This is a genomic window from Rhizobium sp. YTU87027 (assembly GCF_050644135.1).
Taxonomy (GTDB): domain Bacteria; phylum Pseudomonadota; class Alphaproteobacteria; order Rhizobiales; family Rhizobiaceae; genus Rhizobium.
In genome coordinates this window covers 1022269-1047993 of the sequence record NZ_CP098441.1, presented here as the reverse complement: position 1 = coordinate 1047993, position 25725 = coordinate 1022269, and the positions used below count along the sequence as shown (strand labels likewise).

The following is a 25725-nucleotide window of genomic DNA, read 5'->3' as shown; positions in this document are numbered from 1 at the left end:
GCCTTCGGCGGACGTCAGTTCTGCGGGCTGACGTCGACCTTGAACCACTTCATCGACAGGTTCTTCACTGTGCCGTCGGCGAGCGCGGACTTGATCGCTTCGTTGAACTTGTCGCGAAGGTCAGTATCGGCCTGACGGATACCAAGACCTTCACCCTCGCCCCAGATCGAGCCTACGATTTCAGGGCCAGTGAAGGCCAGCGTGTCATTTGCCGACTGGAAGGCGTTGGCGAAGTAGACGGCATCGTCGAAGCCGAGATCGATACGGCCGTTCTGCAGATCGAGATCGCGGTCGGCGCCGGTCTTGTATTCGCGGATTTCTGCAATGTCGCCGAAATTGTCGTAGACGAATTTCGCATAGACGGTGGCGGCCTGAATGCCGATCGTCTTGCCCTTGAAGGCTGCCTTCAGCGCATCGATTTCCTTAACCCCGGTCTGGCCTGGCGTCATCTTGATCGTCGCGCCGGTCCCGGCTGCATTGGCAAGCGGGCTGTCCTTGGCCGTTGCAAAGGCTGCCGGTGTCGCAGCGTAGGGGATCGTGAAGCCGATGACCTTCTTGCGGTCGTCGGTGATCGACAGGGCATCCATGATGACATCGAACTTGCCGGCATTGAGCGCCGGGATCATGCCATCCCAGTCGGAAGCGACGAGCTTGCATTCGATCTTGGCGCGCTCGCACAGAACCTTCGCAAGCTCTGGTTCGAAGCCGCCGAGCGTGCCGTCGGCATTGGTCATGTTCCAGGGCGCATAGGCACCCTCAAGTGTAATCGTAGCAGTCTTCCAGTCCTTGGCTGCGACAGGAGCAGCGAAGGCGGAAAGCACAAAGGCGCCGGAAAGAAGAAGCGCGCTGAATTTCATTTGTTTAATCTCCTCTGAAGTGACGAATGACCTTGGGGGTCCGACACCGGTCTTCGCCGGCTTGCCCGATGCCGACCTTGCTGGTCGATCTTTCGAGAGGTTGTATAGGGTACCATATGTGATATTTTGTGTTATGCAAGAGGAAAGTCGATTTATCGAGCGGATTCCGCAGTTGCAAAAGGAATAAGCAATGAAGCGTCCAAGCGAGATGAAGCGGGACAACGATACCGCACCGCTCTATGCCGGTGTCAAGCAGATGATACTCGAGCGGATCCATAGCGGCGAGTGGCCTCCGAAGCATCGCGTGCCTTCCGAAAACGAACTGGTCACCGAGCTTGGGGTAAGCAAGATGACCGCCAACCGGGCGCTCAGGGAATTGGCAAGCGAGGGCGAACTGGTGCGCATTCAAGGCGTTGGCTCCTTTGTCGCCGAGCGCAAGGGTTACTCAGCCCTGTTCGAGGTGCGCAACATCGCCGAAGAGATTGCCGAGCGCGGTCACGCGCATGAGGCCGCGGTGGTAATTCTGGCGCAGGAAACGGCTTCTCCCGAGACGGCGGACGCGCTCGAACTCGATATTGGCGCGCCTGTCTTTCACTCCCTGATCGTGCACAGTGAAAATGGCGTGCCAGTGCAGATCGAGGATCGTTTCGTCAATCCGGCGGCAGCTCCCGACTACCTGGCACAGGATTTCGCCTCCCTCACCCCGAACGCCTATCTGACGGCGGCTGCGCCGCTCAGCGGATCCGAGCATATTGTCGAGGCGGCCATGCCGCAGTCCTGGGAATGCAAGCTCTTGACAATCCTCAAGAACGAGCCGTGCCTTTCGATCCGACGGCGGACCTGGTCGGGACGCCACGTCGTCTCCACCGCCCGCCTGATCTATCCCGGCAACCGCTACCGGCTCGAGGCTCGCACCGGCAAGCTGTTTGAGGAATAGCCGTAGGTTGTATATGGAACATACCCATCTTTCCGCACTTCCCTAGCCAAGCCGCGGATAGCCGAGGGCAACAGCCTGACGTTCCAATGCCAAAAGAGGTTCGTACTCGACATCGGAAAGGGTGACAAAACCTGAAAGCGCAAGCGTTTCGCGGACGTTGGCCAAGGAGGGGTCGTTGATGGCCGCCTGCAGCGCATTGCGCAATTGCTCGACCACCCCATCCGACGAACCGCTGGAGGTAACGAAGGGCAGACCCGGGCCGCTGGTCGTCTCGGCAAGGATGCGCAGGCTGGCAAGCCTCTGTGGCTCAAATCGGCGCATGTTGCCAAAGGTCACACAATCGATTGCGGCAACGTCGGCCCTGCCTTCGGAAACAGCAGTGATGCTTGCGGCGTGACCGCCGGTTTCGATCACGTCGCAAAAGAAGCGCCCACCTTCAGCGAGCGGGGCAATTGCAGCGCGAAAGAAATTGCTGCCCGAGTTGCTCTCATGATTGTTGACTGCGGCGCGCAAGCCGCGAAGATCGGCAAGCGATCGAACCGACGCCCCCTTATGAACGATGATAAAGCTGCGCATCAGCGGGCCATCACAGCCCGGCAGGTCGTAAACTGGCGTCGCCACGAGGCGAACCGAGCCGCGCAGCCGCTTCGCATAGGGATAACCGCAGCTCTGCGCAAGAACGAGATCTGGATGCAGCCACGCCTCGTCATAGGCCAATGAACGGTCGAGTTGCGTTGGCACCCCAGACAGCCCGGCCTCGTGTCGCAGGTAGTCGCTGATGTAGCGCCAAAAATCAGCGGTTGCGTCCATCAACGGCGGCGGATCGACATACATCGACAGGCTGGCAAGGCGCATTTCCAGGACCCTTCGTTAACACGCCGCGACCATAATCACGCGCCGACGAATTGCCAATGATATCAGTCAGCCTTGCACGTCGAGCCCGATATCCAGCGTCGGAGCACTATGCGTGCACCAGCCAACCGACACGAGATCGACACCCGAGGCGGCGATTGCAGCGACGCTCGCGGGCGTTACCCGCCCCGAGGCCTCGGTGATTGCGCGCCCGTTGACGATTGCGACCGCCTCGCGCAATTGATCGGGCGTCATGTTGTCGAGCAGGACGGCATCGACGCCCTGTTCCATCGCCTCTCGCAGCTGCTCGAGCGTATCCACCTCGATCTCTATCTTGACCATGTGCCCGACGCCGGCACGCGCGCGGCCGATCGCCTCCGCAACGCCGCCGGCGATCGCTACGTGATTATCCTTGATCAGGACGGCATCATGAAGTGCGAAGCGATGGTTCATGCCGCCACCGGCGCGAACCGCATATTTCTCCAGAGCCCGCAACCCGGGCGTCGTCTTGCGGGTGCAGGCAATCGATGCCTTGGTGCCCTTTACCGCCTCGACCAGGCTTGCCGTCACCGTCGCAATGCCGGACAGATGTCCGAGAAAATTGAGCGCGGTGCGCTCCCCCGTCAGCAAGCCGCGCGACGGCCCGGTAATTGTCGCAATGGTCTGACCGGGTTTAACGCGCGACCCGTCCTGCAGGTGCCGGGCCATCACGATTGCCGGCTCGACGAGGTCGAAAGCGAGCTCGGCGGCGTCAAGGCCGGCAACGACGCCAGGCTGCCGCGCGACCATGATCAAGGACGAGCGATGGTCAGCCGGGATGACGGCTGCCGAGGTGACGTCGCCGGCAAGGCCGAGATCCTCAAGCAGAGCCGCGCGCACCAGCGGTTCGATGACAAGACGTGGCAAAGGGGCAAGGGACATGTCAGGCACTCCGGGCAAAAGGATGGGTGTCGGCACGCGCGACCTCGAAAACATCGGCGAGCGTCATGAAGCGGCGTTCGCCAACCGTCAGCTTCAATGGAAAATCGGTGCGTGCATGCGCGCCGCGGCTCTCCTTGCGCAGCATTGCAAAAACGGCAATTGCCAAAGCAACAATGGCCGGATCGGCGGCAGGTCCGTCGGATTCTGCAAGCGGCAAGAGGGCCGCGATCGCCGCCTCGAGAGCCCCGGCATTCCGTAGCACGCCGAGATGGCGCGACACGATCGTGCGCACGAACGACGCATCAGGCGCGGATACAGACGGTATTTTGGGGGCAGAGCGAAGAGGGCCGGCCGCCGTTGCGCCAATATCGCGGGCCGCCCGCATGCCGAGGGCCGCCGCCTCAAGCAACGAGTTGCTGGCCAGACGATTGGCGCCGTGCAGCCCGCTCGATGCCGCCTCGCCGACGACCCAGAGACCAGGGACCGAGCTTCGTCCCGTCAGCTCCGTCGCAACACCGCCCATGTGATAATGAACTGCAGGGCGCACCGGGATGAGATCGTTTGCGGGGTCGATGCCGGCCTCGTGGCACAGCGCCTGGATCGTCGGAAACCGACGTGCGAATCTGTCACCAAGCGCGCAACGCGCATCCAGGAAGACACGTCGTCCAAGCGAAAGCTCGGCGCTGATGGCGCGTGCGACGACATCGCGCGGGGCCAGTTCTTCTCCATCAATGCCCGACATGAACCGTTCGCCCCTGTCATTGACGAGGACGGCGCCCTCGCCGCGCACCGCCTCGCTGACGAGCGCCAGCGGCCGGCGCGCTGAATCGAGACCGGTCGGGTGAAATTGTACGAATTCCATGTCGGCAAGCTGCGCCCCTGCCCTTGCCGCCAGCGCGAGCCCCTGACCGAAATTGGACATCGGATTGGTTGTGGCATCGTAAAGCCCGCCAACCCCACCTGTCGCCAACACCACCCTGTTGGTCATGATGGCGCCTGCCTGGGTTCCCCTGGAAACGATGAGGCCGCTGACACGCTCGTCGTGGATCAGAAGCGAGCGCACCTCGGTTGCATCGAGCACGGTGATCGAAGGCGTCGTTGCAACCGCTCGCACGAGAGCGGCAACGACCGCTGCACCAGACCCGTCCCCCGACGCATGCACGATGCGGCGACGCGAATGCGCCGCCTCCAGACCAAGGACGAGCCCTCCTTGGCTGTCCCTGTCGAAAGGGACCCCGACGCACTCCAGGGCAGCAATGACAGCCGGACCTTCGGCGACAATCTCGGATGCCGCCTTCGGATCGCACAAGCCGTCGCCGGCCGCAAGCGTATCGGAAAGATGCAATTGAACGCTGTCGTCGTCGCCGACGCATGCCGCAATTCCGCCTTGCGCCCAAGCGCTTGCGGTCTGCGTCCCGATGGCACCGCGGGTAATGAGCACAACGGGCTGCGGTGCAAGCGTCAATGCCGTCATCAGACCGGCGAGGCCGCTGCCGACGACGACAATCTGCCCGCAAAACGCGTCGAGACGCTCGCTCATATGGCAAGCATTCGTTCGACGGCTCGGCGCGCGGCCACAGCAACGTCAGGATCGACGGTGACCTCGTGGCGATTTTCTTCCAGCGCCGCGCGGATGTTTTCAAGCGTGATCCGCTTCATGTGCGGACATAGGTTGCAGGGGCGGATGAACTCGACATCGGGATGATGCACCGCGACGTTGTCGCTCATCGAGCACTCGGTCAATAAAACGACGCGGGCCGGACGCTGCTGCCCGACGAAATCGGACATCACTGCGGTCGATCCGGCAAAGTCCGCCGCGGCGACGACCTGCGGCGGACACTCTGGATGCGCCAGGACGGTTACACCGGGATAATTTTCGCGCAACTGCCTGACGTCATCGGCGCTGAACTGTTCGTGGACTTCGCAATGACCATGCCATGCAAGAACCTCGACTGTCGTTTCGCGCGCGACGTTGCGGGCAAGATACTCGTCCGGGATCATCAGCACGCGCGGCACACCGAGCGACTCGACCACCCGTTTGGCGTTTCCTGACGTGCAGCAAATATCCGACGCCGCCTTCACGGCCGCCGACGTGTTCACATATGTGATGATCGGCACGCCGGGGTGGGCGTGGCGCAGCAGCGCCACATCCTGCGGCGTGATCGAATCCGCCAGCGAGCAGCCCGCCCCCATATCCGGGATGAGCACCGTCTTGCCGGGATTGAGGAGCTTGGCCGTTTCGGCCATGAAATGCACCCCGGCAAGCACGATGACGTCAGCCTCGACATCGATCGCCTTGCGCGCCAGCGCCAGGCTGTCGCCGACAATATCGGCGACCCCGTGGAAAATCTCCGGCGTCTGGTAATTATGGGCAAGGATGACGGCATTGCGCTGCCGCTTCAGCTCGAGGATCGCCTCGATATCATCTTCGAACGACATCCACTCTGCTTTGGGAATGACGCGGCGAACGCGCTCGTAAAGGGAGGATGCGGAAACGCGGTGATTCATGGCCGACTCCTTCTTATACTCATATTGAGTATATTATGGGCGCCATAGATATTCTCGCGATGAGCATATGTCAATCGGCCGAGCTGCAGTTTTGATCCAGCGAGGCGCCGCTGCTGCCTGGAGGCAGAGACTCAATGCAAGCCTTCGATCGGTGGTCCGTATCGGCGTTCGCGCGGTCGCCGGCCGATCCCGCGCCTTGCGACACACTGCTTCACCGCGTAGGGAGAGCCGGCCCGCCGGTGAGCGTGACTGGCTCAGCCTTGTGCTTTCAATAGCGCGCGTCCTCAAGGCCGCAAAATGGATCGACCGGGTTCGTGCCAAGGAACGGCTTGCGCCCGAGCATGCAGTCCACAACGGCCTGCTGCACGGTGTCCATGGTCGAGTACGCGTTGATATAGGCTGGTATGCGCGGCGCGTCGTAAAGATGATAGGGATGGCCAAAAGAGACCATTACCGAGGGAATGTTCGTCCAGGGGCGGTACATCGCCTTGAACAAGCCTCCGCCTCCCATTCGATGCCAGTCAACAAATATCCGGCCCCGTACGAGCAGCGATTCGTCGCCAAGCGCGTAAATCACCAGATCGAAATCGTCAGGGCTCGGCACGATGTCCGGGCGGTCGATCGTGACGTCGAACCCCTCTTTCGCCAGGAGCTCCGGCAACACGAATTTTAGCGGCTGCTGCATGAGCGGATGGATGATACCACCATCGACCAACAGGACGCGTCTTGTCTTGGCGGGATCAAGCGGAAAGATGCTGTGGACATCCTTCACAAGCGTGGGTGATCGAGCGATGTATGTCTTGGAGGCCGCAACGCTGTCAGGATGCGCAAGCAGGCTGCGCGCTTGCGCAGCGTCGGGCAGGACATCCGACGGCTGAAAGAGTTTGAGGTGCGCCTTGAGAGCCAGCACGCGAATAACCGCCTCCTCTAGCCGCTCAGGCGTTATTCGCCCATCTACGACAGCGGACTTGACCGCTGCCATATCCTCCTGCGGTGCGTCGCTGAAGAGGATCATGTCACAGCCATTCGCGATGATATCAGGGATGGTCTGCGTGTGATGACCCCAGGCCGACAGGCCGCCCATCGGCGTAGCGTCAGAAACAATGATACCATTGAAGCCGAGCTGATTGCGAAGCAGATCGATGTTCAGCAATCGCGAAACCGAGGCCGGTCGGAAAGCTTCAAGGCCAGCATCGGGCCTCCTGGACCGGACGTAGGCGGGCAGCGAAATATGCGCACTCATCACGGCCAGCACGCCCTCGCCGATCAGCCTCTTGTAAAGTCGTCCGAACGTTTCTTCCCACTGCTCCATCGAGAGCGGATTGACGGTCGTGACAAGGTGCTGATCGCGGTCGTCGTATCCCTCGCCCGGCCAGTGCTTGGCTGTGGCGGCAATTCCATTCTTCTGCAGGCCGCGAACATGGGCAACCGCATGGCGCTCAATTCTGTCGACATCGGAACCGTAAGAGCGCGTGCCGACGATCGGTGATCGGAAGGCGGCATTGATGTCGACGACCGGAGTGAAGGACCACCGCACACCCATTGCTCTACCCTCGCGGGCCAGGATCTGCGAACTCTTCTCGGTCGCTTCGACGTCGTCGACGGCCGCCAATCCGAGTTGCCCGAGCACCGGGGTGCCGAACGCGAAGGAATGGCGGCTTCCTTCCAGATCCGCGCTGATGATCGGTGGCACTTTGCTTCTTGCGACGAGGTCCGAGATAACGCGCCGCTCGAAGTCGAGGTCAGGCGTAAAAAATCGGGTCACGCCACCCGGCCTCAATGCACCGATGCGCTTGAACTCCTGTTCATCCGTGCCAATCATGATCAAGGTGAAGAGCTGGCCAACTTTGTCGTCGAGATCAAGCGACGCATAAACGTCGCGGACCCAGGCGATCGCGACGTCATCAAGGCTGAACGGTGCTCTTGGAAGTTCATCATATATCGTCACACGTCCCCCCGTGATCAACACTTAGTGGCGACAATTGCGTTTGCACCTGAAAGGCAAGCTCGAAGGAGAGCAACTATCCACTCTCTTGGGGCAGAAGGCAACGAGGGTCAGAATGGCCAAAGCGCTCGCCTGCTCTTACAGCACACGTCCGAACGCCTCCGACGGCTCCCATCATTTTGGCCGAGAGTTCGCGTCAGGGCATGACATGACGCAACACGGCAAAATCGCACTCGTTGCCGGGACAGTCTAGATTTGTGACTCGTATTCGCGGCTTTCACTGCGGTAGCGAAACAGCTTTGCGGGGCGACCGCCTGTCTCACTTGTCGTATCGCCCGTTTCCTCGACCAGTTCCTGCTGCTCGATCAGCCGTCGGAAATTCTGCTTGTGAAGCGTCAAGCCGGCAAGCGCCTCGACGCTGCGCTGCAATTGCAGCAAGGTGAAGCTTGCCGGCATCAACTCGAAGACGACAGGCCGGTATTTGATTTTCGCCCGCAATCGCGCAATGCCGGTCGCAAGAATGCGCCGATGGTCGGCAAACATCGGCCGACCGGGATTTACCTCCGGTGGGCCGCCGGCCTCTTTCACAAGGCCCGCTTCGTAGAGGATTTCATAGCGCTGCAGCACCAGGTCTTCGTTCCAGGCGACCTCGCCGCATCCAAAGGCGAAGGTCACTCGACGCAAGCGCTCCTCCTTGCGGACGGGGTCGCGCTTTGCCCAGGTGGCGAGATGCGCAACGATGTCGTCAAGGACAGCCGGGCGCCCGGCGCGCCAGTCCTCCCAGGGAAAATAGCTGTACCAACCATGCCAGGCAGGCCCACCGGCGCCGGTTGCAGCCTGCTCCCGCACCAGGCCGAGATAACTGATCGAGATCGTCCTGCCGCCGAGGATCTCATTATTTCGGTCGCGATCGGCGAAGGTATAGAGTTGCTCCAGATAGCCGACCGGATGGCCTGTCTGCTCCTGAACCCATTCACGCAGACCGCTCTGCAAGGTACGGTGCCCCATTTCGAACGGACCTGACGGAAGGGCCTCTCCGGACCGGATCGTCATCACACGCGGCTCGCCGCCCGTTACTGCCACGAGCACGGCTATCAACTCGGCATGTGCAAACCCGATCGTCAAGGAAAATACGCCTCCTGTTGTCAGACAGGCAATCTCTCGCACAACCGACAAACTTGAGGAAGCACACCCGGCGTGAATATGCTTGAATTTTCATCTGTCGATCGATCGCCGCCTAGCGCAGGAACTGCCTGAAACGGCGCAGCGCGAGATAGAAGAAGATGGCGCCGATCGCCGCGAGCGCCACAAGCTGCGGCCACACCACGGCAAGGCCAGCACCACGGAATAAAACCGCCTGCGACAAGATTACGAAGTGGGTATTTGGCGCTGCCAGCATGATGTTCTGGATAATCTCGGGCATGCTTTCACGCGGGGTCGTTCCGCCGGAGAGCAACTGAAGGGGGATCAGCACCAACATCAGCAGCAAGCCGAACTGCGGCATCGAGCCTGCGACGGTCGCAAGGAAAATGCCCAGGCAGGTGGTGGCGAATACGACAAGCGTGGTACCGATCACAAAGAGTACGAACGAGCCTTCGATCGGCACGTCGAGCAGCCCCTGGACGATAAAGATCAATGAGAAGGTGGAGGCGGCAACGACAATGAGGCCCATCGACCATATCTTGCTCAGCATGATCTCCAGCGGCGTGATGGGCATGACGAGCAGGTGCTCGATCGTGCCGTGTTCCCGCTCGCGGATCAGCGCCGCACCGGTCAGGATGATCGAAAGCATCGTAATCGAAGAAATGACGTTGTTGATCGAGCCGAACCAACTTTTGTCCAACTCGGGATTGAACCGGGATCGCAGCGTCAGTGCGACCGATACCTGATCGCCGCCGCGATATCGGTTGACGAATTCGTTAACCTCGCCCGAGACGATCGACTGAATATAGCCGCCACCAGTGAACGCCTGAGATATCCGTGTCGCATCGATGTTCAGCTGAATGCTCGGCGATCGGCCAGCAAGCACATCCCTTTGGAAATTCGGTGGAATGACAAGCGCGAAAGTGTCAAGCCCGGCATCCATGCGGCGATCGACCTGCGAGAGCGCAATCACGTGCGGCACAACGAAATAGGGCGGATAAAATGCCGTAATGATGCGTGCGGAAAGCGGGGACTGATCCTCATCCACAATCGCGATGGCAGCCCGATTTAGCGTTTCAGGCAGAGAGTTCGACGCCGTGTAGATTGATAGCGTGAATGCATAGATAATCAGAACGAGGAGCATCGGATCGCGCGCGACACCCCAGAGTTCCTTGATCCCCAGTCGATAAACACTGGCCACACGCATGGTCAATTCGCCTGTTTCTTCAAAAGCACTGCCCCTAGGCACATCAGCACCGGGGCGGCAATCAGCAACGGTATGAAGGACTGGACCAGGTCGCCAAAGCCTAAAGCCTTGGAAAAGGTGCCACGCGAGATCGTGACAAAATGGGCGGCAGGATAAATCTTGCCGATGAAGGCCCCGACCCCTTGCAGTGATGATACGGGGTCGATCATGCCCGAGTACTGAACGGCCGGAATAAGGGTTATCAGAGCAGTACCGAAAATCGCTGCAATCTGACTGTTCATGAAGGCCGAGATCAGCAGCCCCATGCCTGTCGTTATCGTCACATAAATCAGTGCTGCAAGGGAAAATGTCAGGAAGCTGCCCGTGAAGGGGACGCGAAAGATGAATACAGCGAACGCTGTCAACATGAAGAAGTTGAGCATCGCAAGGGCGATATAGGGCAATTGCTTGCCAAACAGGAATTCGATGCGCGTGACCGGTGTCACGTAAAAATTGATGATCGAGCCGAGTTCCTTTTCGCGCACGACGCTGAGGCCGGCAAGCATCGCCGGGATCATCATCAGCAGGAGAGGAATGACACCAGGGACCATGGCGACAAGGCTCTGTACGTCCGGATTGTAGCGGTAGCGAACATCCAGCTGGAAGTTTGCGGCAGCAGCTGCGGCGCCGGCCAGCGCTTTGACCTTGCGCGCAAGCCATTCAGCGTGCATTCCCTCGACATAGCCCCGCACTGTCTCGGCTCGGCTTGGCATGGCGCCATCGATCCAGGCACCCATCTCGACGTTTCGGCCCCGCGAGACGTCCCTACCGAAGCCTGGCGGGATCTCGATGGCGAGGCTGAGCTCCCCCGACCGCATTCGACGATCCATATCGGCATAGTCGATGATCGGCGACCTTTCAACGAAGTACCGGGAGCCGGAAATCTGCAGGACATAGTCCTGGCTGATGGTCGTGTCATCGCGGTCGAGGACAGCGAAGGTCAGGTTCTCGACATCCATGTTGATGCCGTAGCCAATAACAAACATGAGAATGACACTGCCGAGGATCGCCAGTGTCGCGCGAATGGGATCGCGTCTGAGTTCAAGCGCCTCGCGGCGAGTGTAGGCAAACATTCTTCGAAAATCGAAGATCCGCCGCAGCCCACCGGCCCCCTCCTTTTCCGCGGCATCACCCGATTGCCGATCAGCAGAGGCAAGGATTGCCGGCGCAGCTTCCTTGTCCCCGATCGCGTCTTCGAGATAGGCGATGAAGGCCTCCTCGAGACTGGTTGCCAAACGCGCTTTCACAATGGCCTCAGGTGCATCGCTCACCAGCACCTTTCCCGCATGCATCAACGATATCCGATCACACAGGGCCGCCTCGTTCATGAAATGCGTCGAGACGAAAATCGTGACATTATCCTTTCGCGACAGATCCGACAGGATCTGCCAGAAATTGTCCCGCGCGACGGGGTCGACACCGGACGTTGGCTCGTCAAGGATCAGAATATCTGGAGAATGGATCATTGCTACCGCAAGCGACAGGCGCTGGCGTATGCCGAGCGGCAGGGCATCCGGCAAGACATCCATGACATTGCTCAGATCGAACCGCTGCATCGTTTCCTCGATGCGACCCGGTATCAGTTGCGCGTCGATGCCGAACAGCCGCGCATGAAGGTCGAGGTTCTGGCGAACCGTCAGCTCCGTATAAAGGGAAAAAGCCTGCGACATATAGCCGACACGACGGCGGATCTCGATATCCTGTGATTCAACCTCGCGACCGTAGAGATGCGCCGTTCCTTCGCTTGCCGGCAAAAGGCCCGTCAGCATTTTCATCGTCGTCGTCTTGCCGCAGCCGTTCGAGCCAAGGAAGCCGAATATCTCGCCCCGTGCGATGCGAAAGCTGACATCATCGACGGCAGTAAAGCTGCCAAAGCGCATCGTCAGGTGGCTGGCCTCTATCGCGATCTCGTCTTGCGCTGAAATCGTCCGCGGCGGCATGTCAACGCGGCTGTGTCCGACGCGCTTCTCCTCGGGAAGAAGCGCGATGAAGGCCGCATCGAGATCGGCCGTTGCGGTGGTCTTCATGAGCTCGACCGGCGTTCCGGTCGCCAGGATCCTGCCACCGTCCATCGCGACCAGCCAGTCAAAGCGCGCCGCTTCCTCCATGTAGGCCGTTGCAACGATAACACTCATGCGTGGGCGGCTCTGCCGGATGCTGTCGATCAGTTCCCAGAACTGACGACGCGACAGCGGATCGACACCGGTGGTCGGCTCATCGAGGATAAGCAAATCGGGGTCATGGATCAGCGCGCAGCAAAGGCTGAGTTTTTGCTTCATGCCGCCCGACAGTTTGCCGGCCGGGCGGTCGACGAAGGAGCTGAGCCCTGTGCCCTTGAGCAGTCCGGCGATGCGCGCCTCCCGCTCCTCTCTTGCCTGACCAAAGAGCCGGGCAAAGAAGTCCACGTTCTCGAAAACCGAAAGTGTGGGGTAAAGATTCCTGCCAAGCCCCTGTGGCATGTAGGCGATCTTTGGGGAGCTTATGCTCCGATGTGTCTGATCGGCAATATTGCCCCCCAGGACGTCAATCGTCCCTTTCTGGATAACACGCGCACCGGCGATCAGCGCCAGAAGGCTCGACTTGCCGACGCCATCCGGACCGATCAAGCCGATCATGCGGTCCGCCGGAAGCTCAAGCGTTATGTTGTCAAGCGCCTTTGTCTTTCCGTAGGCGAGGCTCACGCCCTCGATGCGAGCGACCTGGCGATCTGTCGCGCCGGTTGGCTCGCCATTCATTGCAGCACCGGTCCTGAAATATGGGTAGGCCACTGCGCCTTGGGGTCGAGCTGGACATATGCCATGCCCGGGAGGCCCGTCTTGACGAACTGAACATATTTACGCAGCAGGTCCGGCGGGATCCGGGCCTTGACCCTGAACATCAGCTTCGTCCGCTCTTCCTGCGTCTCGACGGTCTTTGGCGTGAATTGGGCGACGTCTGCGACGAACGTCACGTTGGCCGGTATGATATATTTGGGTGCAGCATCAAGCACGAGCCGTACCTCTGCTGCCATCGGCACGCGCCCCGCCTGGTCGGTCGGCAAGAAAAACGTCATGAAGACATCACTCAAGTCGACGATGTTGAGCACGCGGCCTCCGGCGGCAAGGACCTCGCCCGGCTGCGCTACCTTATACTGTACGCGGCCTTCACGTGGTGATTTCAGGACGCTGTCGGTGATGTCGGCATCGATGCTCTCGATCTCCGCTTTCGTGGCATCGACTGCAGCTTCCGCATCCACCACCTGCGCCTTCGCAGAGGTGATGGCGGCCTCAGCGGCGGCAAGCTGTGCCTGGGCTGCCGCAACCGCAGCCTTTGCTCCCTGGGCAGCGGCGCGATCGTCATCCAGAATCTGCTGTGAAATCGTGTTGCTTTTCAGCAATTGCTCCGACCGTGTAAGCTTCGTTTGCGCCGCGTCGGCTTGCGCCTCGCGCTGGGCAACGACGGCAATGGCGGCGGCGTGCTCGGCTTCGCGTTGTCTGACAAGGCTGTTTGCGGTGTCAACTCCGATAACGGCCCGGCGCAACTGCGCCTCGGCCTGACGACGTCGCGCTTCGAGCTGCTCGGTGTCCATTCGGGCAAGCACCTGGCCAACCTCGACAAAATCACCCTCATTGACGAGAATGTCGTGAATGCGGCCCGCAGTCTTCGTCGAGATATCGATTTCGGTAGCTTCGATACGTCCATTGCCGCTGGCTATACCATCAGGCAAGCCACTCTTGGAGACGTTCAGCCATGTGTAGTAACCGCCGACCACCAAAATGGCGAGCAGGGCAATGAATAGCCAATTCTTCTTTGGCGGCATGCTGACCTCTCAAGCTTAAGCGAATACCAATCACGATCTATGGTTGATCGTAACAATAACAGTGATTTGACGTTTCAAATAATCACGAATCATCCGGATGGCCGCATCTTCAATATGTTGAGCCGGGCCCTGGCCACCAAATAAAAACCAATCAACACAATTGATCCGATCAATTATCTCCGTTAGGTTGATGGCTAGCATAATAGTCGCGCAACAACCGGCGTTGGAAGGAGAGAACCATGAAAGATGGACCCCATGCAGTTGATGTTCACGTCGGGAAGACGATCCGCATCAAGCGTTTGATGCGCAAGGTATCGCAGACCGAGCTTGGCGATCGGGTCGGCGTCACGTTTCAACAGATTCAAAAATACGAAAAGGGATCGAACCGCGTTTCCGCGAGCATGCTGGTTGAGATCGCCGGCGCGCTCGATGTCGACGTCCGATCGTTCTTCGAGGACGTCCAGCCCGGCAGCGCCAATGACAATCCGACGCCCAGCGAGGAATTCGTTGTTTCGCGCGACGGCGTGTTGCTGAATGCCGCGTTCCTGTCGATCAAAAACGAACAGGTCCGCAAGAAGATCGTAAAGCTCGTGCAGGCAATTGCCGGCATGGAGTTGGACGACACCGAATAACGCCGTTATTCGGCGATGGACGGTCCGACCGTCAATGACAGTCGAGAAGCACCAGGTTCTCGCTGGCGTCTTTCATTGCGACCTGCGTCTTCTTGCCGATCAGCTTCTCGAGATTGACGTCGAGCTCGCGTTCAGGGTCAATGCCGTCCCAATCGATCACGACCTGTAGAAGCGCCATATTGGTCAAGTGCAGCAGATTATGCAGCTTGAGCTTCTGGGCCTCGTCTTTCGCGGCGGAGAGCAACCGGAAGATCCTGGCGTACTCGCTACCCGTTCCCTCGTCCCTCGTCAGAATGTTCATTGCCATCGCCTTCTCTGCTGATGAGCCTTCCCGGCTTCAACGGTTCCCATCATTCGGGTCGGGCGTTACTCGGGCGTTACAGGCGTGACAGCCGCCGTGACTTCGGCCCGCAGGTGCTCCCAGTGCGAGGTGGCGGCGAAGCCCCAGTCACGCTCTTGGTCGGCAAATTCCACCTCCTGCAAATACTGCAGGACGCGTTCGGCATCCTGACGCTTGCGCTCGATCTTGGCGGCTCGGATCATCCGCAGGATCGTCTTGGCGCGCCCCTCGCCGACGAAAGCGCAACCCTCGACGACCTTCGGGTAAGTGCGCTCTGAAAAGTGAAGCGCACGCCCGGCAAGCAACAGCATCTTGTGTTCGGCAAGCGACAGGACGCCCTGCCGGTACAGGCCGTCGATCGTTGGCTGAAAGTCGACCCACGGGATCGAGAGCGGCAGCCAGCCGAGTTCTTCCGGTGCGTGCACAAGCGCCACGGCTTCGTCGTCGATCAGGCGACCTTCCGCATAATCCTCATAGATCGAGCCCAGGCCGACCATGCCGAATGCTGCGCATTCGGCGGCGCGCAGCGCGCCCATGCTGGCACCGCCTGCAACGACGACATTGTGCTGCAATGCGTAGAGGATTTCCTTGTGCCACACCGAGGGCACTTCCCCAAAGTAGCCATCGACAATCCCGATCGCCCGTGCGCCGTCCTGCACGGCCTGCAATATGTCGCCGCGCGCTGCTGGCCCGCGAAATGCGATCGAGGGGTTCTCGTTGCGAAGCCTCGTAATATCGGCGCCGAAGCTCGGGCCTGCGAAAATGACCTTCATTGCATTTTTCCTTGCATAGCGTTGACGGCGCGCAATCCGAGTTGAATGAACTCGCCACTGACGTCCACCTCGAGGCCCGGAACGATCATGCGGACAACCGAAACCGGCAGGCGTGGATGGGGAAGCGGCACGGCCACCACCTGATCGACACCTCTCGCCTTGAGCCGATCGAGAATGTGGCTGATATTTTCCTGGATGCTGCGTGGCGCCGCGTCGAAAGAGAATTTGGGAGCGACGGGCGTTTCGGTGCAAAGGTTGATGAGCTCCTGCATCGGACCGCCATTGTCCAGCCTCTGGTAGAGACGCGGGGAAAAGTCGTCACGGCTGCCGGCGATCGCCGTCAAACGGCTCTGCGCTGCCTCAGTGATCGCACGCAGCGCTGCGCGAACAGGATCGGGGTGGCAGCCACATCCCCCGCAGACATGGGTCCAGCGCGCATCTACACGCTCACCAAGATTACCGGGAATGATAACGGCGAGAAAACTGGGAACGCCAATATCGGTCGTCATGTCGAGCAGCAGGAGACGCATTCCTGCGCGCTTGATGCGATTAACGATGATATCGAGGACGGGATCGCCGAAGCTCGCCGGGTCGATCCGCGCGCCACGCAGCTGCTCGTATGGGCGCAATTGCGTCAGCGCCCAGGCGTCACGTTCGACCAGCTCGCAAAGTCCGTGAAGCACGGCTTCCGCCGGCCGATTTCCGGATGCAAGACCATCACTTGATTGCTCGAAGCCGGAGGGGCGCACGCCCCGATGATCGAGACCGACGAGTGGCCAAGGCACGAAAACAGGCAGCCCGGAGATGATGTCCAGACCCTCGCCCCAGGCGATCGGCTGCGAATCGATTTCGGAGGGAACGCAGCGCGCGACCGAACCGAGGTCGATGATCGGCGCGTGCTCGGCCTTCATTCCGTCGAGCGTTGCCACCACCAGATCGCCGGGCTCAATTTCCGCAATACGCGTCTCGACAGCTTCCATCGCGGCCGAGGTCATCGCGGCCTCTTCATCGATCCCCTTTCCCTGAAAAACGGAAAGCGTGTAGCTGTTCGGCCGCGTCGCGAAAGCAACGGGGATCTCGACGAGATCGAGCGCGGTGAGCAACCCCACCCGCGTAATACCGAGTTCCTTGAAGTACGGCTTGATGGCCGCGAATGTCTGTCCAGGCGTCAGTGAACGGTCGTGATAGCTGTTGATGCCGGCCGATGACAGGCTGAGATCTTGCGCCAGGCGCTCGATTGCGGTCTGAACAGACATTCGCATCGACCTCAACGGAACTTCAGGGCGTGAACGATGCTTGCCGTGGCGTTCGTGTCAAGCTGGACAGCTTCCTGCTTCAGGACGGCCTGAGCGGCAGCGGAAAGGCGGACTACGACTGGCTTGATCTGGGTGGTCGTCATTGTGTCATCTCCTGCTGGAAGCAGCATCATGCTGCGGACAGGAAGAGCATGCCCCAACGGGCGTTATTTCGGCGTGACCGAGATTCGCGCCAAGACGGCGCCCAGAACGCCGCAGGTGTAACGCTTCAGGACAATCCGGCCATGCGAAGGCCGTCAATCAGCTGGCGCGTGTCGTCGGGATTGCGGTCCGGCACGAATTGCCAGACATCATCCGTGCGGAAATCGGGAAAATTCTCCAGCACGATGGAGGCGTAGTGCGACGCGGTCCTCAAGTCACCGTTCTTCGCGTGGGATGCTGCCAGGAGCCGCGAGGTCGCAGGCCGATCCTTGACGCGATCCAGGACCTCGATGGCCTTTGCATAATTTTCCTGCACGAAATGGATACCGCCGAGATTCCAGTAGTAGTAGTCGGGAGGCAACGGATTGAGCTTGAGCGCTGCCAGGCTCAACTCCAGCGCCCGATCACTCTGACCGTCATGCAGCAAGGCATCCGCATGATCGGCGAGAATGTCGGCGTCATTCGGGTTCAGCATCTGGGCTTCGGCGAAAAAGTCGAGACTGTCGTCGAAGCGGCGGCGATAAAGAGCGACGAAGCCCAATTCGCGCATTGCCCTGCCGCTGTTCGGGTCGGTGTCACGGGCAAGCCAGGCTGAGCGGTCGGCCTCCTCCAGCAACTGCGTGTCCTTCATCCCGCGCACGAGCCACTCCATGCCGAGCACGCGGGCCATTCCAGCGTGAGCCGATGAAAACCTGTCGTGGCGGGAGAGCGCCGATTTGAACCATTTGCGCGCCTGGCGCAGATGCTGCAGATCGGTCTTAGAAACGAGCCGCTTTCCTTCGAGGTACAGGCGATAGGCCGACGGATTGACGTCATGCGTCATATCCAGAAGCTCGCGGCGTTCGATGGTATCGGCAAGCGTCATCACAATGCGCCGCGCAAGCTGAGCAAAGGATTGGTTGACCTTCTGCATGGCGAGCGGCAGATCGATCGCCCAGAGCACCTCCGCCGTCGAGGTCTTCGTCAGTCGGCACGTCGAATAGATGTCATCCTCGCGACCATGGATCGTAACATAGACCGTGTAGTCGAACCGCAGTTCGGGCGGCGTCGGCACGATGGGATCGCCAGCAAGGCTGCGATTGACTATCTCCAGGCTCGTGTGCGCGGCAATGACCTTAAAACCGCGCTGCTGGCTTAGCCCGATCGTAACCTCTTCCAAAAGCGCGCGGCCCACACGCTGCAGCACCGGATCAGACAGGATCGTATCGGGCGGCAGGATGAGAACCCGCGGCTGACCGACTGGGTCAGCGGGGAAGTTGCCCGGGATGACCTTCAAGGGGCCTTGAAGTGAGGCAGGCGCAATGATGCCAAGCTCCTGCGCAAGAGCCAGGGTCTGACCACCCGGTTCCGCACCGTATTCTGCCTTCAGCTCATTGCGGCAACGCAAATATACCTGACGTGCGGCTGCGAGATCACCGGCGTCCACATGTCGTCGCATCAGCGCGCGGCAAGCGACTTCGTTCGCGGGATCGGCCTCGAGCAGCGAGCCTGCAAGCATCAGGATGTCGTCGGATGTGCGCTTCTCCGGCGTTTCCAGAAGCGCAACGATATGAGCCTCGCGGCGCTGTTCAATGCGCTGGCGTTCGACGACAATCCGCTCTTCGGCCTCAATCGTTGGCGCCTTGAACCCCTCGAGGAGATCACCGCGAAGCAGCGCAAACGCCGTTCGTGGCAAGGGTGCGGCAGTATCGCGAAGAACCAGTACGTCTGCGTCCCAATCATCGCAGTTGAAAAAGACATGGGTATTCGTCGCCTTCAGCAACCGCGGCAGGCTGTCCGGAATGCTGCGGTCAATCCGGGCCAGAAGCTGGCGCAGGCTGCCAGCCCGCTGCTTGGATTGATCCGACTGCCAAAGGATTGCCCGCAGGATCTCCCGCTCCATCGCGTATTGCGGCGCAGTCACGAGGAAAGCGAGCAACCCGTAAGCCTTCTCCGGCAAGACGATCTCGCCGCCCTCCGCAAAAAGCGCGGGCGCTCCAAGTAGACGGAGAAGACGGTTCTGTTTGCCTGTCACGAGCAACTCGCGATTGGAGATCCGGCCCGAGTATAAGGACAAACAATGGCAACGCAAAAGGATTATGCGTGTCCGGTTGAATTTATCAACCGGTAGATGATTTCAGCAAGTAGCTTACTGGCAGAGCACCGCGCCTGAAATGATATTCCGCCGCAATTTCGCTCCGCTGACGTCACCGAACAACAAATGGCGCCAATCTTCCGATCGACGCCATTCGCAAGAATGCAACTCGAAAGCTTAGGCGGCAGCCGAAGCAAATCCAGCGGTCGGAACTTCCGAGATCGTCTTCAGAACCTGGGAGGCGATCTGGTAGGGGCAGCCCTGGGAGTTCGGGCGACGATCTTCCAGGTAACCGCGATAGTCATTCTTTACAAAAGAGTGCGGAACACGGATCGAAGCACCACGGTCAGCAACACCGTAGGAGAACTTGTTCCACGGGGCCGTCTCATGCTTGCCAGTCAGGCGCAGGTGGTTGTCCGGGCCATAGACGTCGATGTGAGCCTGCAGGTTCTTGTCGAACTGCGCCATCAGCGCTTCGAAATAGGCCTTGCCGCCGACTTCGCGCATGAACTTGGTCGAGAAGTTGCAGTGCATGCCCGAGCCGTTCCAGTCGGTGTCGCCGAGCGGCTTGCAATGGAACTCGATGTCGATGCCATACTTTTCGCAAAGGCGCAAAAGCAGGTAGCGAGCCATCCAGATCTGGTCTGCAGCGCGCTTGGAGCCCTTGCCGAAAATCTGGAACTCCCACTGACCCTTGGCCACTTCGGCGTTGATGCCCTCATGGTTGATGCCAGCTGCCAGGCAAAGGTCGAGGTGCTCTTCGACGATCTCGCGAGCGATCGAGCCGACATTCTTGTAGCCAACGCCGGTGTAGTACGGGCCCTGCGGAGCCGGATAGCCGGTTTCCGGGAAACCAAGCGGACGACCGTTTTCGTAGAAAAAGTACTCCTGTTCGAAGCCAAACCAGGCGTCTTCGTCATCCAGGATGGTGGCGCGGCTGTTCGACGGATGCGGGGTGACACCATCGGGCATCATGACTTCGCACATGACGAGAACGCCGTTCGTGCGCGCCGGATCCGGATAGATCGCGACGGGCTTCAGCACGCAGTCGGAGCTGCGGCCTTCTGCCTGCATCGTGGACGAACCGTCGAAGCCCCACAACGGCAGCTGCTCGAGCGTCGGAAAAGCGTCGAATTCCTTGATCTGCGTCTTGCCGCGGAGATTTGGTACCGGGGTGTACCCATCGAGCCAGATGTACTCGAGCTTATACTTGGTCATTTGCGATTCTCTCAAACATAAATCGTGAGCAAATCCTCAAGCGAACCGACCGTCGAAGCGACCTGCCCGCGAAGGGATGCCAAATCATATGCATGTGGCGTGCCAGTTCGTGTGCAATGACGTCACGCACCGATCGAGATCGCCCGACAAACCGGTCGACGGGGTTTACCCTTGAGACGACAGGGGACGCGGGAACTGCAGCGGACTCAAGCAGTTAGTTGCCGAAGACATCTGCGCCGTGGGCGTTCGACCGCTGCCGCCAAATGCGGCGACGGCTGCAACATTTTTTCCTCAGTCAACCACAATTGGCTATTATTTATGCATCTGGTGATATTTTATACTTCATTGATTTCTGATTTAAATGTCAGCAGATTCGAATGCCCATATTTCCAACAGATATTGCACTTTTTTCAATCAGCTCGCGCAATTACTGTGCAGCTCTGCTATAGTCGCCCCAACGCCCTCGGGCGTTGATGAGCAAGGAGGCACTTTATGGCCATTGGTGTGCATCACGAGACGGCAACAATTTACGCGTTTCCGGCAAGGCGGTTCGCTGCGGCAGAGCGGCGCCCGGCTGTTGATATTGGACAGGATATGGCGCCCTGCGTCTATGAAAGCTGCTGGTATCATGACGAGGCGATTAAGAAAGCCGCAGAGCCAGCACAGCCAAAGTTCACGCCTCGCATTGTGGATTGATCTTTCCTTTATCGTGAACCGGCGGCCTGCGGCAATGTCTGCTGCTTCGTTTCGAGCCTGACGATCGCCGACACGATCCCGCAGACGATCACCCGGCGGTCCGCCAGACAAATGGCACCTGGACGCGTTGGTGGCCATCATCGGAGGTGGCAAGCTTGCCGACCGCGTTGGCGATCAGAATGGCTTCGTGCTCGCCTAACGTCAGCGCCGAAAACGGTTGAAACGGCAAGGCGCGGTAGCGCAAGCAGCCGGCAAAAACTGCCATCCGCCATCAGCTGATCCGACAGCCAGACGGGAGGCGCATTCAGCCGGCACTGCCCATCCGCATTTCATCTGCGTTTATCAATCTCGCTCTGGCCTATCCACAATCCAGGGCGATGCAGATGAGGTCACGGATCGCCAATCTCTAGGCGGCCTGGACGCTAGGTGCGGGCTCCAACACAACTCCGCCGTGCCAATTATCGCAACCATTTCGCGCCCGCGAGACCGCCCCCCCTTCGCGCACGTAAAATGTGCAAGAGATGGTCTTTTTTCTTGCATACTCGCCGTCAACGCCCGTGATATATCCTCTCTATATCTTTGTTATAATTACATTTTCAACCTTGGCACGGCACTTGCATTCATCTCTTGTATGCAAGACAGCACAAGTACGAGCGACAAGAGAACCGGTATAGAAGAGGCCATTGTTTCGGGCATTCTTTCGGGTCGCATCAAGCCCGGTACGCGGCTGGGCGAGAGCCAGCTGGCTACCATCTTTTCAGTTTCTCGCACCCTTGTGCGAGAAGCCCTGATGCGCTTGGAGGCCCGCTGTATCGTGCAGGTGAGCCCGCGACGCGGCTGGTATGTTATCGAACCCTCGGCGGAAGAGGCTATGATGGTCTACAGCGCCCGCCGGGCGCTGGAATCTGGCATGCTGCGGGGCTTCACCTCACTGCCTGCTGCCGCAACTGACATATTGCAAGCCCATCTCGATGAGGAACGCGCGGCAATCGCATCGGGCGAGCGCCAGCGGCTCACCTATCTCATGGGCGATTTTCATATCCGCATCGCCGAGCTTTCAGGCAATACGGTGCTGGTCGACATCCTGCGCGACCTTACGGCCCGAACACTGCTGATCTCGCTGCAATTCCAATCGGACTATCACGCCCGCCAGTCGCATGAGGGCCACTGCGCTATTGCAGCGGCCCTACTTGCCGGCGATTTCGCCGGCGCTGCGGAGCTCTCGATCAGGCACCTCGACGAGGTCGAGGCAGGGCTCGACCTGACTGTCCGCGCAGATCCGCTCGCCGATCTGCGCCAATCCCTCGCATTGCCCGACCCAATCAGCAACAAACCGGATCGGTCGAATATTTCCCCCGTCAGTAACACCAACAGCAGGAGAACATCTGAATGCTGAACCGCAGACGTCTTATTGCAGCTATCTCCGCGATCTTCGCCACCGTCACAATGTCGACGATGCCGAACCAGGCGCATGCCGATGCATTGGCCGATATCAGCGCGCGCGGCACGCTGCGCGTCGCCGTTCCGCAGGATTTTCCGCCTTTCGGCAGTGTCGGCACCGACATGGCTCCGCAGGGCTATGACATCGATATGGCGACCCTGATTGCGGGCAGGCTGGGCGTTAGGGTCGAACTTGTGCCAGTCACCAGCGCCAATCGCATTCCCTACCTGCAGACCAACAAGGTCGACCTGGTGATTTCGAGCCTCGGCAAAAATGCGGAGCGTGAGGCTGTCATTGACTTTTCAGCCGCCTATGCCCCGTTCTTCAACGGCGTCTTCGCCCCGGCCGACGTAGCCGTGACCAAGGCTGAGGATCTGGCGGGCAAGAGCATCGGTGTGACGCGTGGTGCCGTCGAGGATCTGGAATTGACCAAGATCGCGCCTGCGGATGCCACGATCAAGCGCTACGAGGACAACAACGGCACGATCTCGGCGTTTCTTTCCGGCCAGGTGGATGTGGTCGCTACCGGCAATGTCGTGGCAGCAGCCATCCTCGCCCGCAACCCGCCAAAACGCCCCGAAATGAAGTTCCTGATCAAGAACTCGCCTTGCTACATTGGCCTCAACAAGAACCAGCCCGCGCTTCTCGAAAAGGTCAATGCCATCGTCGCCACTGCCAAGACCGATGGTACGCTTGAAGCCATCGCACAGAAATGGCTGGGCGCGGGTCTTCCTGCCAACCTTTGATACTGCCTCGGGCCGGTGTCAGACCGGTCCGGGCATCCTGCCGTGATTTCAACTCGAGGTTACGCGTCCATGACTTATGTTTTCGATTTTTCCTGGCTTGCCGAATACTATTCGATAATGGTGAAGGGCATTTTCATCACCCTCGAGCTAACGGCCGTTGGCGGGTTTTGTGGCATCGCGCTTGGAATTGTGTGTGCCTGGGCGCGTGCGCTCGGGCCGGTGTGGGCAAGGCCCGGGGTCGGCCTCTACGTCGAGCTGATCCGGAACACCCCCTTCCTCATCCAATTGTTCTTCATCTTCTTTGGCCTGCCTTCGCTTGGGTTGAAGATGAGCGAGTTGCAGGCGGCCAATCTCGCCATGATCATCAATCTGGGGGCCTATAGCTGCGAAATCATCCGGGCCGGCATTCAGGCGACGCCGAAGGGTCAGTTCGAAGCGAGTGCCAGCCTGGCGATGTCGCGCTTGGAAAGCTTTCGCTATGTCGTGCTGGTGCCATCGCTGCAACGTATCTGGCCGGCCTTGTCGTCCCAGGTGATCATCGTCATGCTCGGTTCGGCTGTGGTGTCGCAGATTGCGGCGGAGGATCTGACCTTCGCGGCGAACTTCATCCAGTCACGCACCTTCCGAGCCTTCGAGGCATACTTCCTCTCCACGCTGATCTATTTGGCTTTGGCCATCATGTTGCGGCAGGCAATGCTTCTCGCCGGAAGAATGATCTTCCCGAGGAAGGTGCAACGATGACCGAATTCACGACCTTTGACATTTTGCGTGCCCTGCTGCTGGCAACCCGGTGGACGATCCTGTTGTCGATCACTTCTTTCCTCGGTGGTGGGCTTATAGGCATGCTCCTGCTGTTTCTGCGCATCAGCAAGACGAAGGCGCTCAGGGTCTTCTCCAAATATTATGTCGAGCTGTTCCAGGGCACACCGCTTTTGATGCAATTGTTCCTGGCCTTTTTCGGGTTGGGCCTGATCGGCATCGACGTGCCAGCATGGCTTGCAGCCGGTGTTGCGCTGGTCCTCTGGACGGCGGCCTTTCTCGCGGAAATATGGCGCGGCTGCGTGGAGGCCATTGCCAAGGGACAGTGGGAGGCTTCCTCGAGCCTTGCCATGGGCTACCTGCAGCAGATGCGCTACGTGATCCTGCCGCAAGCAGTGAAGATCGCCGTTCCTCCAACGGTCGGCTTTTCGGTGCAGGTCGTGAAGGGCACGGCGCTGACCTCGATCATCGGATTCGTCGAACTGTCCAAAGCTGGCACGATGGTGACCAATGCCACGTTCCAACCCTTCACCGTCTATGGTTTCGTCGCCCTGATCTATTTCGCCCTTTGCTGGCCCCTGTCGAAAAGCAGCCAGATCCTCGAAAGGAAGCTTAATGTCGCTCATCGAAATCACTGAAGTCCGCAAGAGCTTCGGCATCAACGAAGTGCTGAAGGGCATCAACATCGACGTGCAGCCCGGCGAGGTGATCGCCATCATCGGCAAGAGCGGATCGGGAAAATCGACGCTTCTGCGCTGCATCAACGGCCTGGAAACAATCGATAGCGGCTCGATCGCGGTTGCCGGTGCGCAGCTGCTGCCGAACGACCTGCATCTCAAGGCGCTCAGGCTGAAGGTCGGGATGATCTTCCAGCAGTTCAACCTTTTTCCGCATCTCTCCGCCGGCGGCAATGTGATGCTGTCGCAGATGGTCGTAAAGAAGACGCCCAAGGCGCAAGCCGAAGCAATCGCGCGCAAGATGCTGGAGCGTGTCGGTCTCGGTCACAAATTCGATGCCTATCCGGACGAACTCTCCGGCGGGCAGCAGCAGCGGGTGGCGATCGCGCGAGCGCTAGCCATGCAGCCGATCGCACTTCTTTGTGACGAAATCACCTCGGCACTGGATCCTGAGCTCGTCGCCGAAGTGCTGGCGGTGGTGCGCGAACTGGCCGCGGAGGGCATGACCCTGATGATGGTGACCCACGAAATGAAGTTTGCCCGCGACGTCTGCTCGCGCGTGGTCTTCATGCACCAGGGCCGTGTCCACGAGGTCGGGCCGCCAGAAGAGGTCTTCACTGCACCGAAGACGCCGGAGCTGAAACAGTTCATTGGTCTCCATTGAGGCGTCGGCATCGGTTTAAGGCACTGGTGCAAAATCGCGT

The 25725-nt window shown here is 59.6% G+C and carries 25 protein-coding genes; 8 read left to right on the top strand and 17 right to left on the bottom strand.

The window, feature by feature from the left end:
- Positions 1–14: 14 nt before the first annotated feature.
- A complete protein-coding gene (locus tag NBG89_RS23810; protein WP_431322808.1) occupies positions 15–857 on the bottom strand; it encodes a transporter substrate-binding domain-containing protein in 843 nt (280 codons plus the stop codon).
- Between the two features lie 190 nt (positions 858–1047).
- On the opposite strand from NBG89_RS23810, the gene hutC reads away from it, so the two are divergent.
- Positions 1048–1794: a histidine utilization repressor gene (hutC, locus tag NBG89_RS23805; RefSeq protein WP_431322807.1), complete on the top strand. Its 747-nt coding sequence runs from the start codon at positions 1048–1050 to the stop codon at positions 1792–1794.
- Positions 1795–1836: 42 nt separating this feature from the next.
- Here the strand turns inward: hutC and NBG89_RS23800 are convergent, their stop codons facing one another.
- The 9 genes from NBG89_RS23800 to NBG89_RS23760 all read right to left on the bottom strand — a co-directional run bounded on the left by NBG89_RS23800 (position 1837) and on the right by NBG89_RS23760 (position 14208).
- Positions 1837–2649, bottom strand: coding sequence for a phosphate/phosphite/phosphonate ABC transporter substrate-binding protein (locus NBG89_RS23800; protein WP_431322806.1), 813 nt, complete (start codon positions 2647–2649; stop codon positions 1837–1839).
- Between the two features lie 66 nt (positions 2650–2715).
- Positions 2716–3567: a carboxylating nicotinate-nucleotide diphosphorylase gene (gene nadC / locus NBG89_RS23795; RefSeq protein WP_431322805.1), complete on the bottom strand. Its 852-nt coding sequence runs from the start codon at positions 3565–3567 to the stop codon at positions 2716–2718.
- Between the two features lies 1 nt (position 3568).
- On the bottom strand, positions 3569–5107 hold the full coding sequence (locus tag NBG89_RS23790; protein WP_431322804.1) for an L-aspartate oxidase: 1539 nt from the start codon (positions 5105–5107) through the stop codon (positions 3569–3571).
- Positions 5104–6075 carry a quinolinate synthase NadA gene (gene nadA, locus NBG89_RS23785; RefSeq protein WP_431322803.1) on the bottom strand — a complete coding sequence of 324 codons (972 nt, stop codon included), beginning with the start codon at positions 6073–6075 and terminating at the stop codon, positions 5104–5106. Before nadA ends, NBG89_RS23790 begins: the two co-directional genes overlap by 4 nt.
- 268 nt (positions 6076–6343) lie before the next feature.
- A complete protein-coding gene (locus NBG89_RS23780; protein WP_431322802.1) occupies positions 6344–8023 on the bottom strand; it encodes a glycoside hydrolase family 3 protein in 1680 nt (559 codons plus the stop codon).
- Positions 8024–8269: 246 nt separating this feature from the next.
- Positions 8270–9145, bottom strand: coding sequence for an NUDIX hydrolase (locus NBG89_RS23775; RefSeq protein WP_431322801.1), 876 nt, complete (start codon positions 9143–9145; stop codon positions 8270–8272).
- A gap of 112 nt (positions 9146–9257) precedes the next feature.
- The gene (locus NBG89_RS23770; protein WP_431322800.1) at positions 9258–10370 is read right to left on the bottom strand and encodes an ABC transporter permease; all 1113 of its coding nucleotides are present in this window, start codon (positions 10368–10370) and stop codon (positions 9258–9260) included.
- Between the two features lie 2 nt (positions 10371–10372).
- Positions 10373–13144 carry a ribosome-associated ATPase/putative transporter RbbA gene (gene rbbA / locus NBG89_RS23765; protein ID WP_431322799.1) on the bottom strand — a complete coding sequence of 924 codons (2772 nt, stop codon included), beginning with the start codon at positions 13142–13144 and terminating at the stop codon, positions 10373–10375.
- Positions 13141–14208 carry an HlyD family secretion protein gene (locus NBG89_RS23760; protein ID WP_431322798.1) on the bottom strand — a complete coding sequence of 356 codons (1068 nt, stop codon included), beginning with the start codon at positions 14206–14208 and terminating at the stop codon, positions 13141–13143. Before NBG89_RS23760 ends, rbbA begins: the two co-directional genes overlap by 4 nt.
- Before the next feature lie 239 nt (positions 14209–14447).
- Here NBG89_RS23760 and NBG89_RS23755 point away from each other — a divergent pair, with 239 nt between their 5' ends.
- Complete coding sequence (locus NBG89_RS23755) at positions 14448–14840, top strand: helix-turn-helix domain-containing protein (protein ID WP_431322797.1); 393 nt, start codon at positions 14448–14450, stop codon at positions 14838–14840.
- Between the two features lie 31 nt (positions 14841–14871).
- Here the strand turns inward: NBG89_RS23755 and NBG89_RS23750 are convergent, their stop codons facing one another.
- From NBG89_RS23750 to NBG89_RS23725, 6 genes are all read right to left on the bottom strand, one after another.
- A complete protein-coding gene (locus NBG89_RS23750; protein ID WP_088703014.1) occupies positions 14872–15141 on the bottom strand; it encodes a hypothetical protein in 270 nt (89 codons plus the stop codon).
- A gap of 65 nt (positions 15142–15206) precedes the next feature.
- Positions 15207–15953 carry a TfuA-like protein gene (locus NBG89_RS23745; protein WP_431322796.1) on the bottom strand — a complete coding sequence of 249 codons (747 nt, stop codon included), beginning with the start codon at positions 15951–15953 and terminating at the stop codon, positions 15207–15209.
- Positions 15950–17209, bottom strand: a complete 1260-nt coding sequence (locus NBG89_RS23740; RefSeq protein ID WP_431322795.1) for a YcaO-like family protein — start codon at positions 17207–17209, stop codon at positions 15950–15952. Before NBG89_RS23740 ends, NBG89_RS23745 begins: the two co-directional genes overlap by 4 nt.
- Positions 17210–17220: 11 nt before the next feature.
- Complete coding sequence (locus tag NBG89_RS23735; protein ID WP_431322794.1) at positions 17221–17352, bottom strand: hypothetical protein; 132 nt, start codon at positions 17350–17352, stop codon at positions 17221–17223.
- 125 nt (positions 17353–17477) lie between these two features.
- A complete protein-coding gene (locus NBG89_RS23730; RefSeq protein WP_431322793.1) occupies positions 17478–19424 on the bottom strand; it encodes a BTAD domain-containing putative transcriptional regulator in 1947 nt (648 codons plus the stop codon).
- Positions 19425–19661: 237 nt separating this feature from the next.
- Positions 19662–20702 (bottom strand): glutamine synthetase beta-grasp domain-containing protein, encoded by a 1041-nt coding sequence (locus NBG89_RS23725; protein ID WP_088702867.1) that lies wholly within the window; start codon positions 20700–20702, stop codon positions 19662–19664.
- A gap of 492 nt (positions 20703–21194) precedes the next feature.
- Between NBG89_RS23725 and NBG89_RS23720 the strand changes: the two genes are divergently transcribed.
- Positions 21195–21398 (top strand): DUF2735 domain-containing protein, encoded by a 204-nt coding sequence (locus tag NBG89_RS23720; RefSeq protein ID WP_431322792.1) that lies wholly within the window; start codon positions 21195–21197, stop codon positions 21396–21398.
- Between the two features lie 88 nt (positions 21399–21486).
- On the opposite strand, the gene NBG89_RS23715 is transcribed toward NBG89_RS23720, so the two are convergent.
- A complete protein-coding gene (locus NBG89_RS23715) occupies positions 21487–21663 on the bottom strand; it encodes a hypothetical protein (protein WP_431322791.1) in 177 nt (58 codons plus the stop codon).
- A gap of 366 nt (positions 21664–22029) precedes the next feature.
- On the opposite strand from NBG89_RS23715, the gene NBG89_RS23710 reads away from it, so the two are divergent.
- The 5 genes from NBG89_RS23710 (at position 22030) to NBG89_RS23690 (ending at position 25685) form a co-directional block, all read left to right on the top strand.
- Positions 22030–22794, top strand: a complete 765-nt coding sequence (locus tag NBG89_RS23710; protein WP_431322790.1) for a GntR family transcriptional regulator — start codon at positions 22030–22032, stop codon at positions 22792–22794.
- Positions 22788–23585 (top strand): transporter substrate-binding domain-containing protein, encoded by a 798-nt coding sequence (locus NBG89_RS23705; protein ID WP_431324513.1) that lies wholly within the window; start codon positions 22788–22790, stop codon positions 23583–23585. Before NBG89_RS23710 ends, NBG89_RS23705 begins: the two co-directional genes overlap by 7 nt.
- A gap of 69 nt (positions 23586–23654) precedes the next feature.
- Entirely contained in the window at positions 23655–24326 is a 672-nt protein-coding gene (locus NBG89_RS23700) for an amino acid ABC transporter permease (RefSeq protein ID WP_431324512.1), read from the top strand.
- Positions 24323–24982, top strand: a complete 660-nt coding sequence (locus NBG89_RS23695) for an amino acid ABC transporter permease (protein ID WP_431324511.1) — start codon at positions 24323–24325, stop codon at positions 24980–24982. The genes NBG89_RS23700 and NBG89_RS23695 overlap by 4 nt, the downstream gene beginning before the upstream one ends.
- Complete coding sequence (locus tag NBG89_RS23690; RefSeq protein ID WP_431324510.1) at positions 24960–25685, top strand: amino acid ABC transporter ATP-binding protein; 726 nt, start codon at positions 24960–24962, stop codon at positions 25683–25685. The genes NBG89_RS23695 and NBG89_RS23690 overlap by 23 nt, the downstream gene beginning before the upstream one ends.
- Positions 25686–25725 lie beyond the last annotated feature (40 nt).

Bases quoted from the DNA above. Each gene is read 5' to 3' on its own strand.
- NBG89_RS23735 (WP_431322794.1), bottom strand. From the start codon at position 17,352: ATGACGACCACCCAGATCAAGCCAGTCGTAGTCCGCCTTTCCGCTGCC.
- NBG89_RS23810 (WP_431322808.1), bottom strand. From the start codon at position 857: ATGAAATTCAGCGCGCTTCTTCTTTCCGGCGCCTTTGTGCTTTCCGCC.
- nadA (WP_431322803.1), bottom strand. From the start codon at position 6,075: ATGAATCACCGCGTTTCCGCATCCTCCCTTTACGAGCGCGTTCGCCGC.
- rbbA (WP_431322799.1), bottom strand. From the start codon at position 13,144: ATGAATGGCGAGCCAACCGGCGCGACAGATCGCCAGGTCGCTCGCATC.
- NBG89_RS23690 (WP_431324510.1), top strand. From the start codon at position 24,960: ATGTCGCTCATCGAAATCACTGAAGTCCGCAAGAGCTTCGGCATCAAC.
- NBG89_RS23725 (WP_088702867.1), bottom strand. From the start codon at position 20,702: ATGACCAAGTATAAGCTCGAGTACATCTGGCTCGATGGGTACACCCCG.
- NBG89_RS23800 (WP_431322806.1), bottom strand. From the start codon at position 2,649: ATGCGCCTTGCCAGCCTGTCGATGTATGTCGATCCGCCGCCGTTGATG.
- NBG89_RS23720 (WP_431322792.1), top strand. From the start codon at position 21,195: ATGGCCATTGGTGTGCATCACGAGACGGCAACAATTTACGCGTTTCCG.
- NBG89_RS23770 (WP_431322800.1), bottom strand. From the start codon at position 10,370: ATGCGTGTGGCCAGTGTTTATCGACTGGGGATCAAGGAACTCTGGGGT.
- NBG89_RS23695 (WP_431324511.1), top strand. From the start codon at position 24,323: ATGACCGAATTCACGACCTTTGACATTTTGCGTGCCCTGCTGCTGGCA.
- NBG89_RS23740 (WP_431322795.1), bottom strand. From the start codon at position 17,209: ATGTCTGTTCAGACCGCAATCGAGCGCCTGGCGCAAGATCTCAGCCTG.
- NBG89_RS23710 (WP_431322790.1), top strand. From the start codon at position 22,030: ATGCAAGACAGCACAAGTACGAGCGACAAGAGAACCGGTATAGAAGAG.
- NBG89_RS23705 (WP_431324513.1), top strand. From the start codon at position 22,788: ATGCTGAACCGCAGACGTCTTATTGCAGCTATCTCCGCGATCTTCGCC.
- NBG89_RS23790 (WP_431322804.1), bottom strand. From the start codon at position 5,107: ATGAGCGAGCGTCTCGACGCGTTTTGCGGGCAGATTGTCGTCGTCGGC.
- NBG89_RS23715 (WP_431322791.1), bottom strand. From the start codon at position 21,663: ATGGCAGTTTTTGCCGGCTGCTTGCGCTACCGCGCCTTGCCGTTTCAA.
- hutC (WP_431322807.1), top strand. From the start codon at position 1,048: ATGAAGCGTCCAAGCGAGATGAAGCGGGACAACGATACCGCACCGCTC.
- NBG89_RS23700 (WP_431324512.1), top strand. From the start codon at position 23,655: ATGACTTATGTTTTCGATTTTTCCTGGCTTGCCGAATACTATTCGATA.
- nadC (WP_431322805.1), bottom strand. From the start codon at position 3,567: ATGTCCCTTGCCCCTTTGCCACGTCTTGTCATCGAACCGCTGGTGCGC.
- NBG89_RS23750 (WP_088703014.1), bottom strand. From the start codon at position 15,141: ATGAACATTCTGACGAGGGACGAGGGAACGGGTAGCGAGTACGCCAGG.
- NBG89_RS23745 (WP_431322796.1), bottom strand. From the start codon at position 15,953: ATGAAGGTCATTTTCGCAGGCCCGAGCTTCGGCGCCGATATTACGAGG.
- NBG89_RS23755 (WP_431322797.1), top strand. From the start codon at position 14,448: ATGAAAGATGGACCCCATGCAGTTGATGTTCACGTCGGGAAGACGATC.
- NBG89_RS23760 (WP_431322798.1), bottom strand. From the start codon at position 14,208: ATGCCGCCAAAGAAGAATTGGCTATTCATTGCCCTGCTCGCCATTTTG.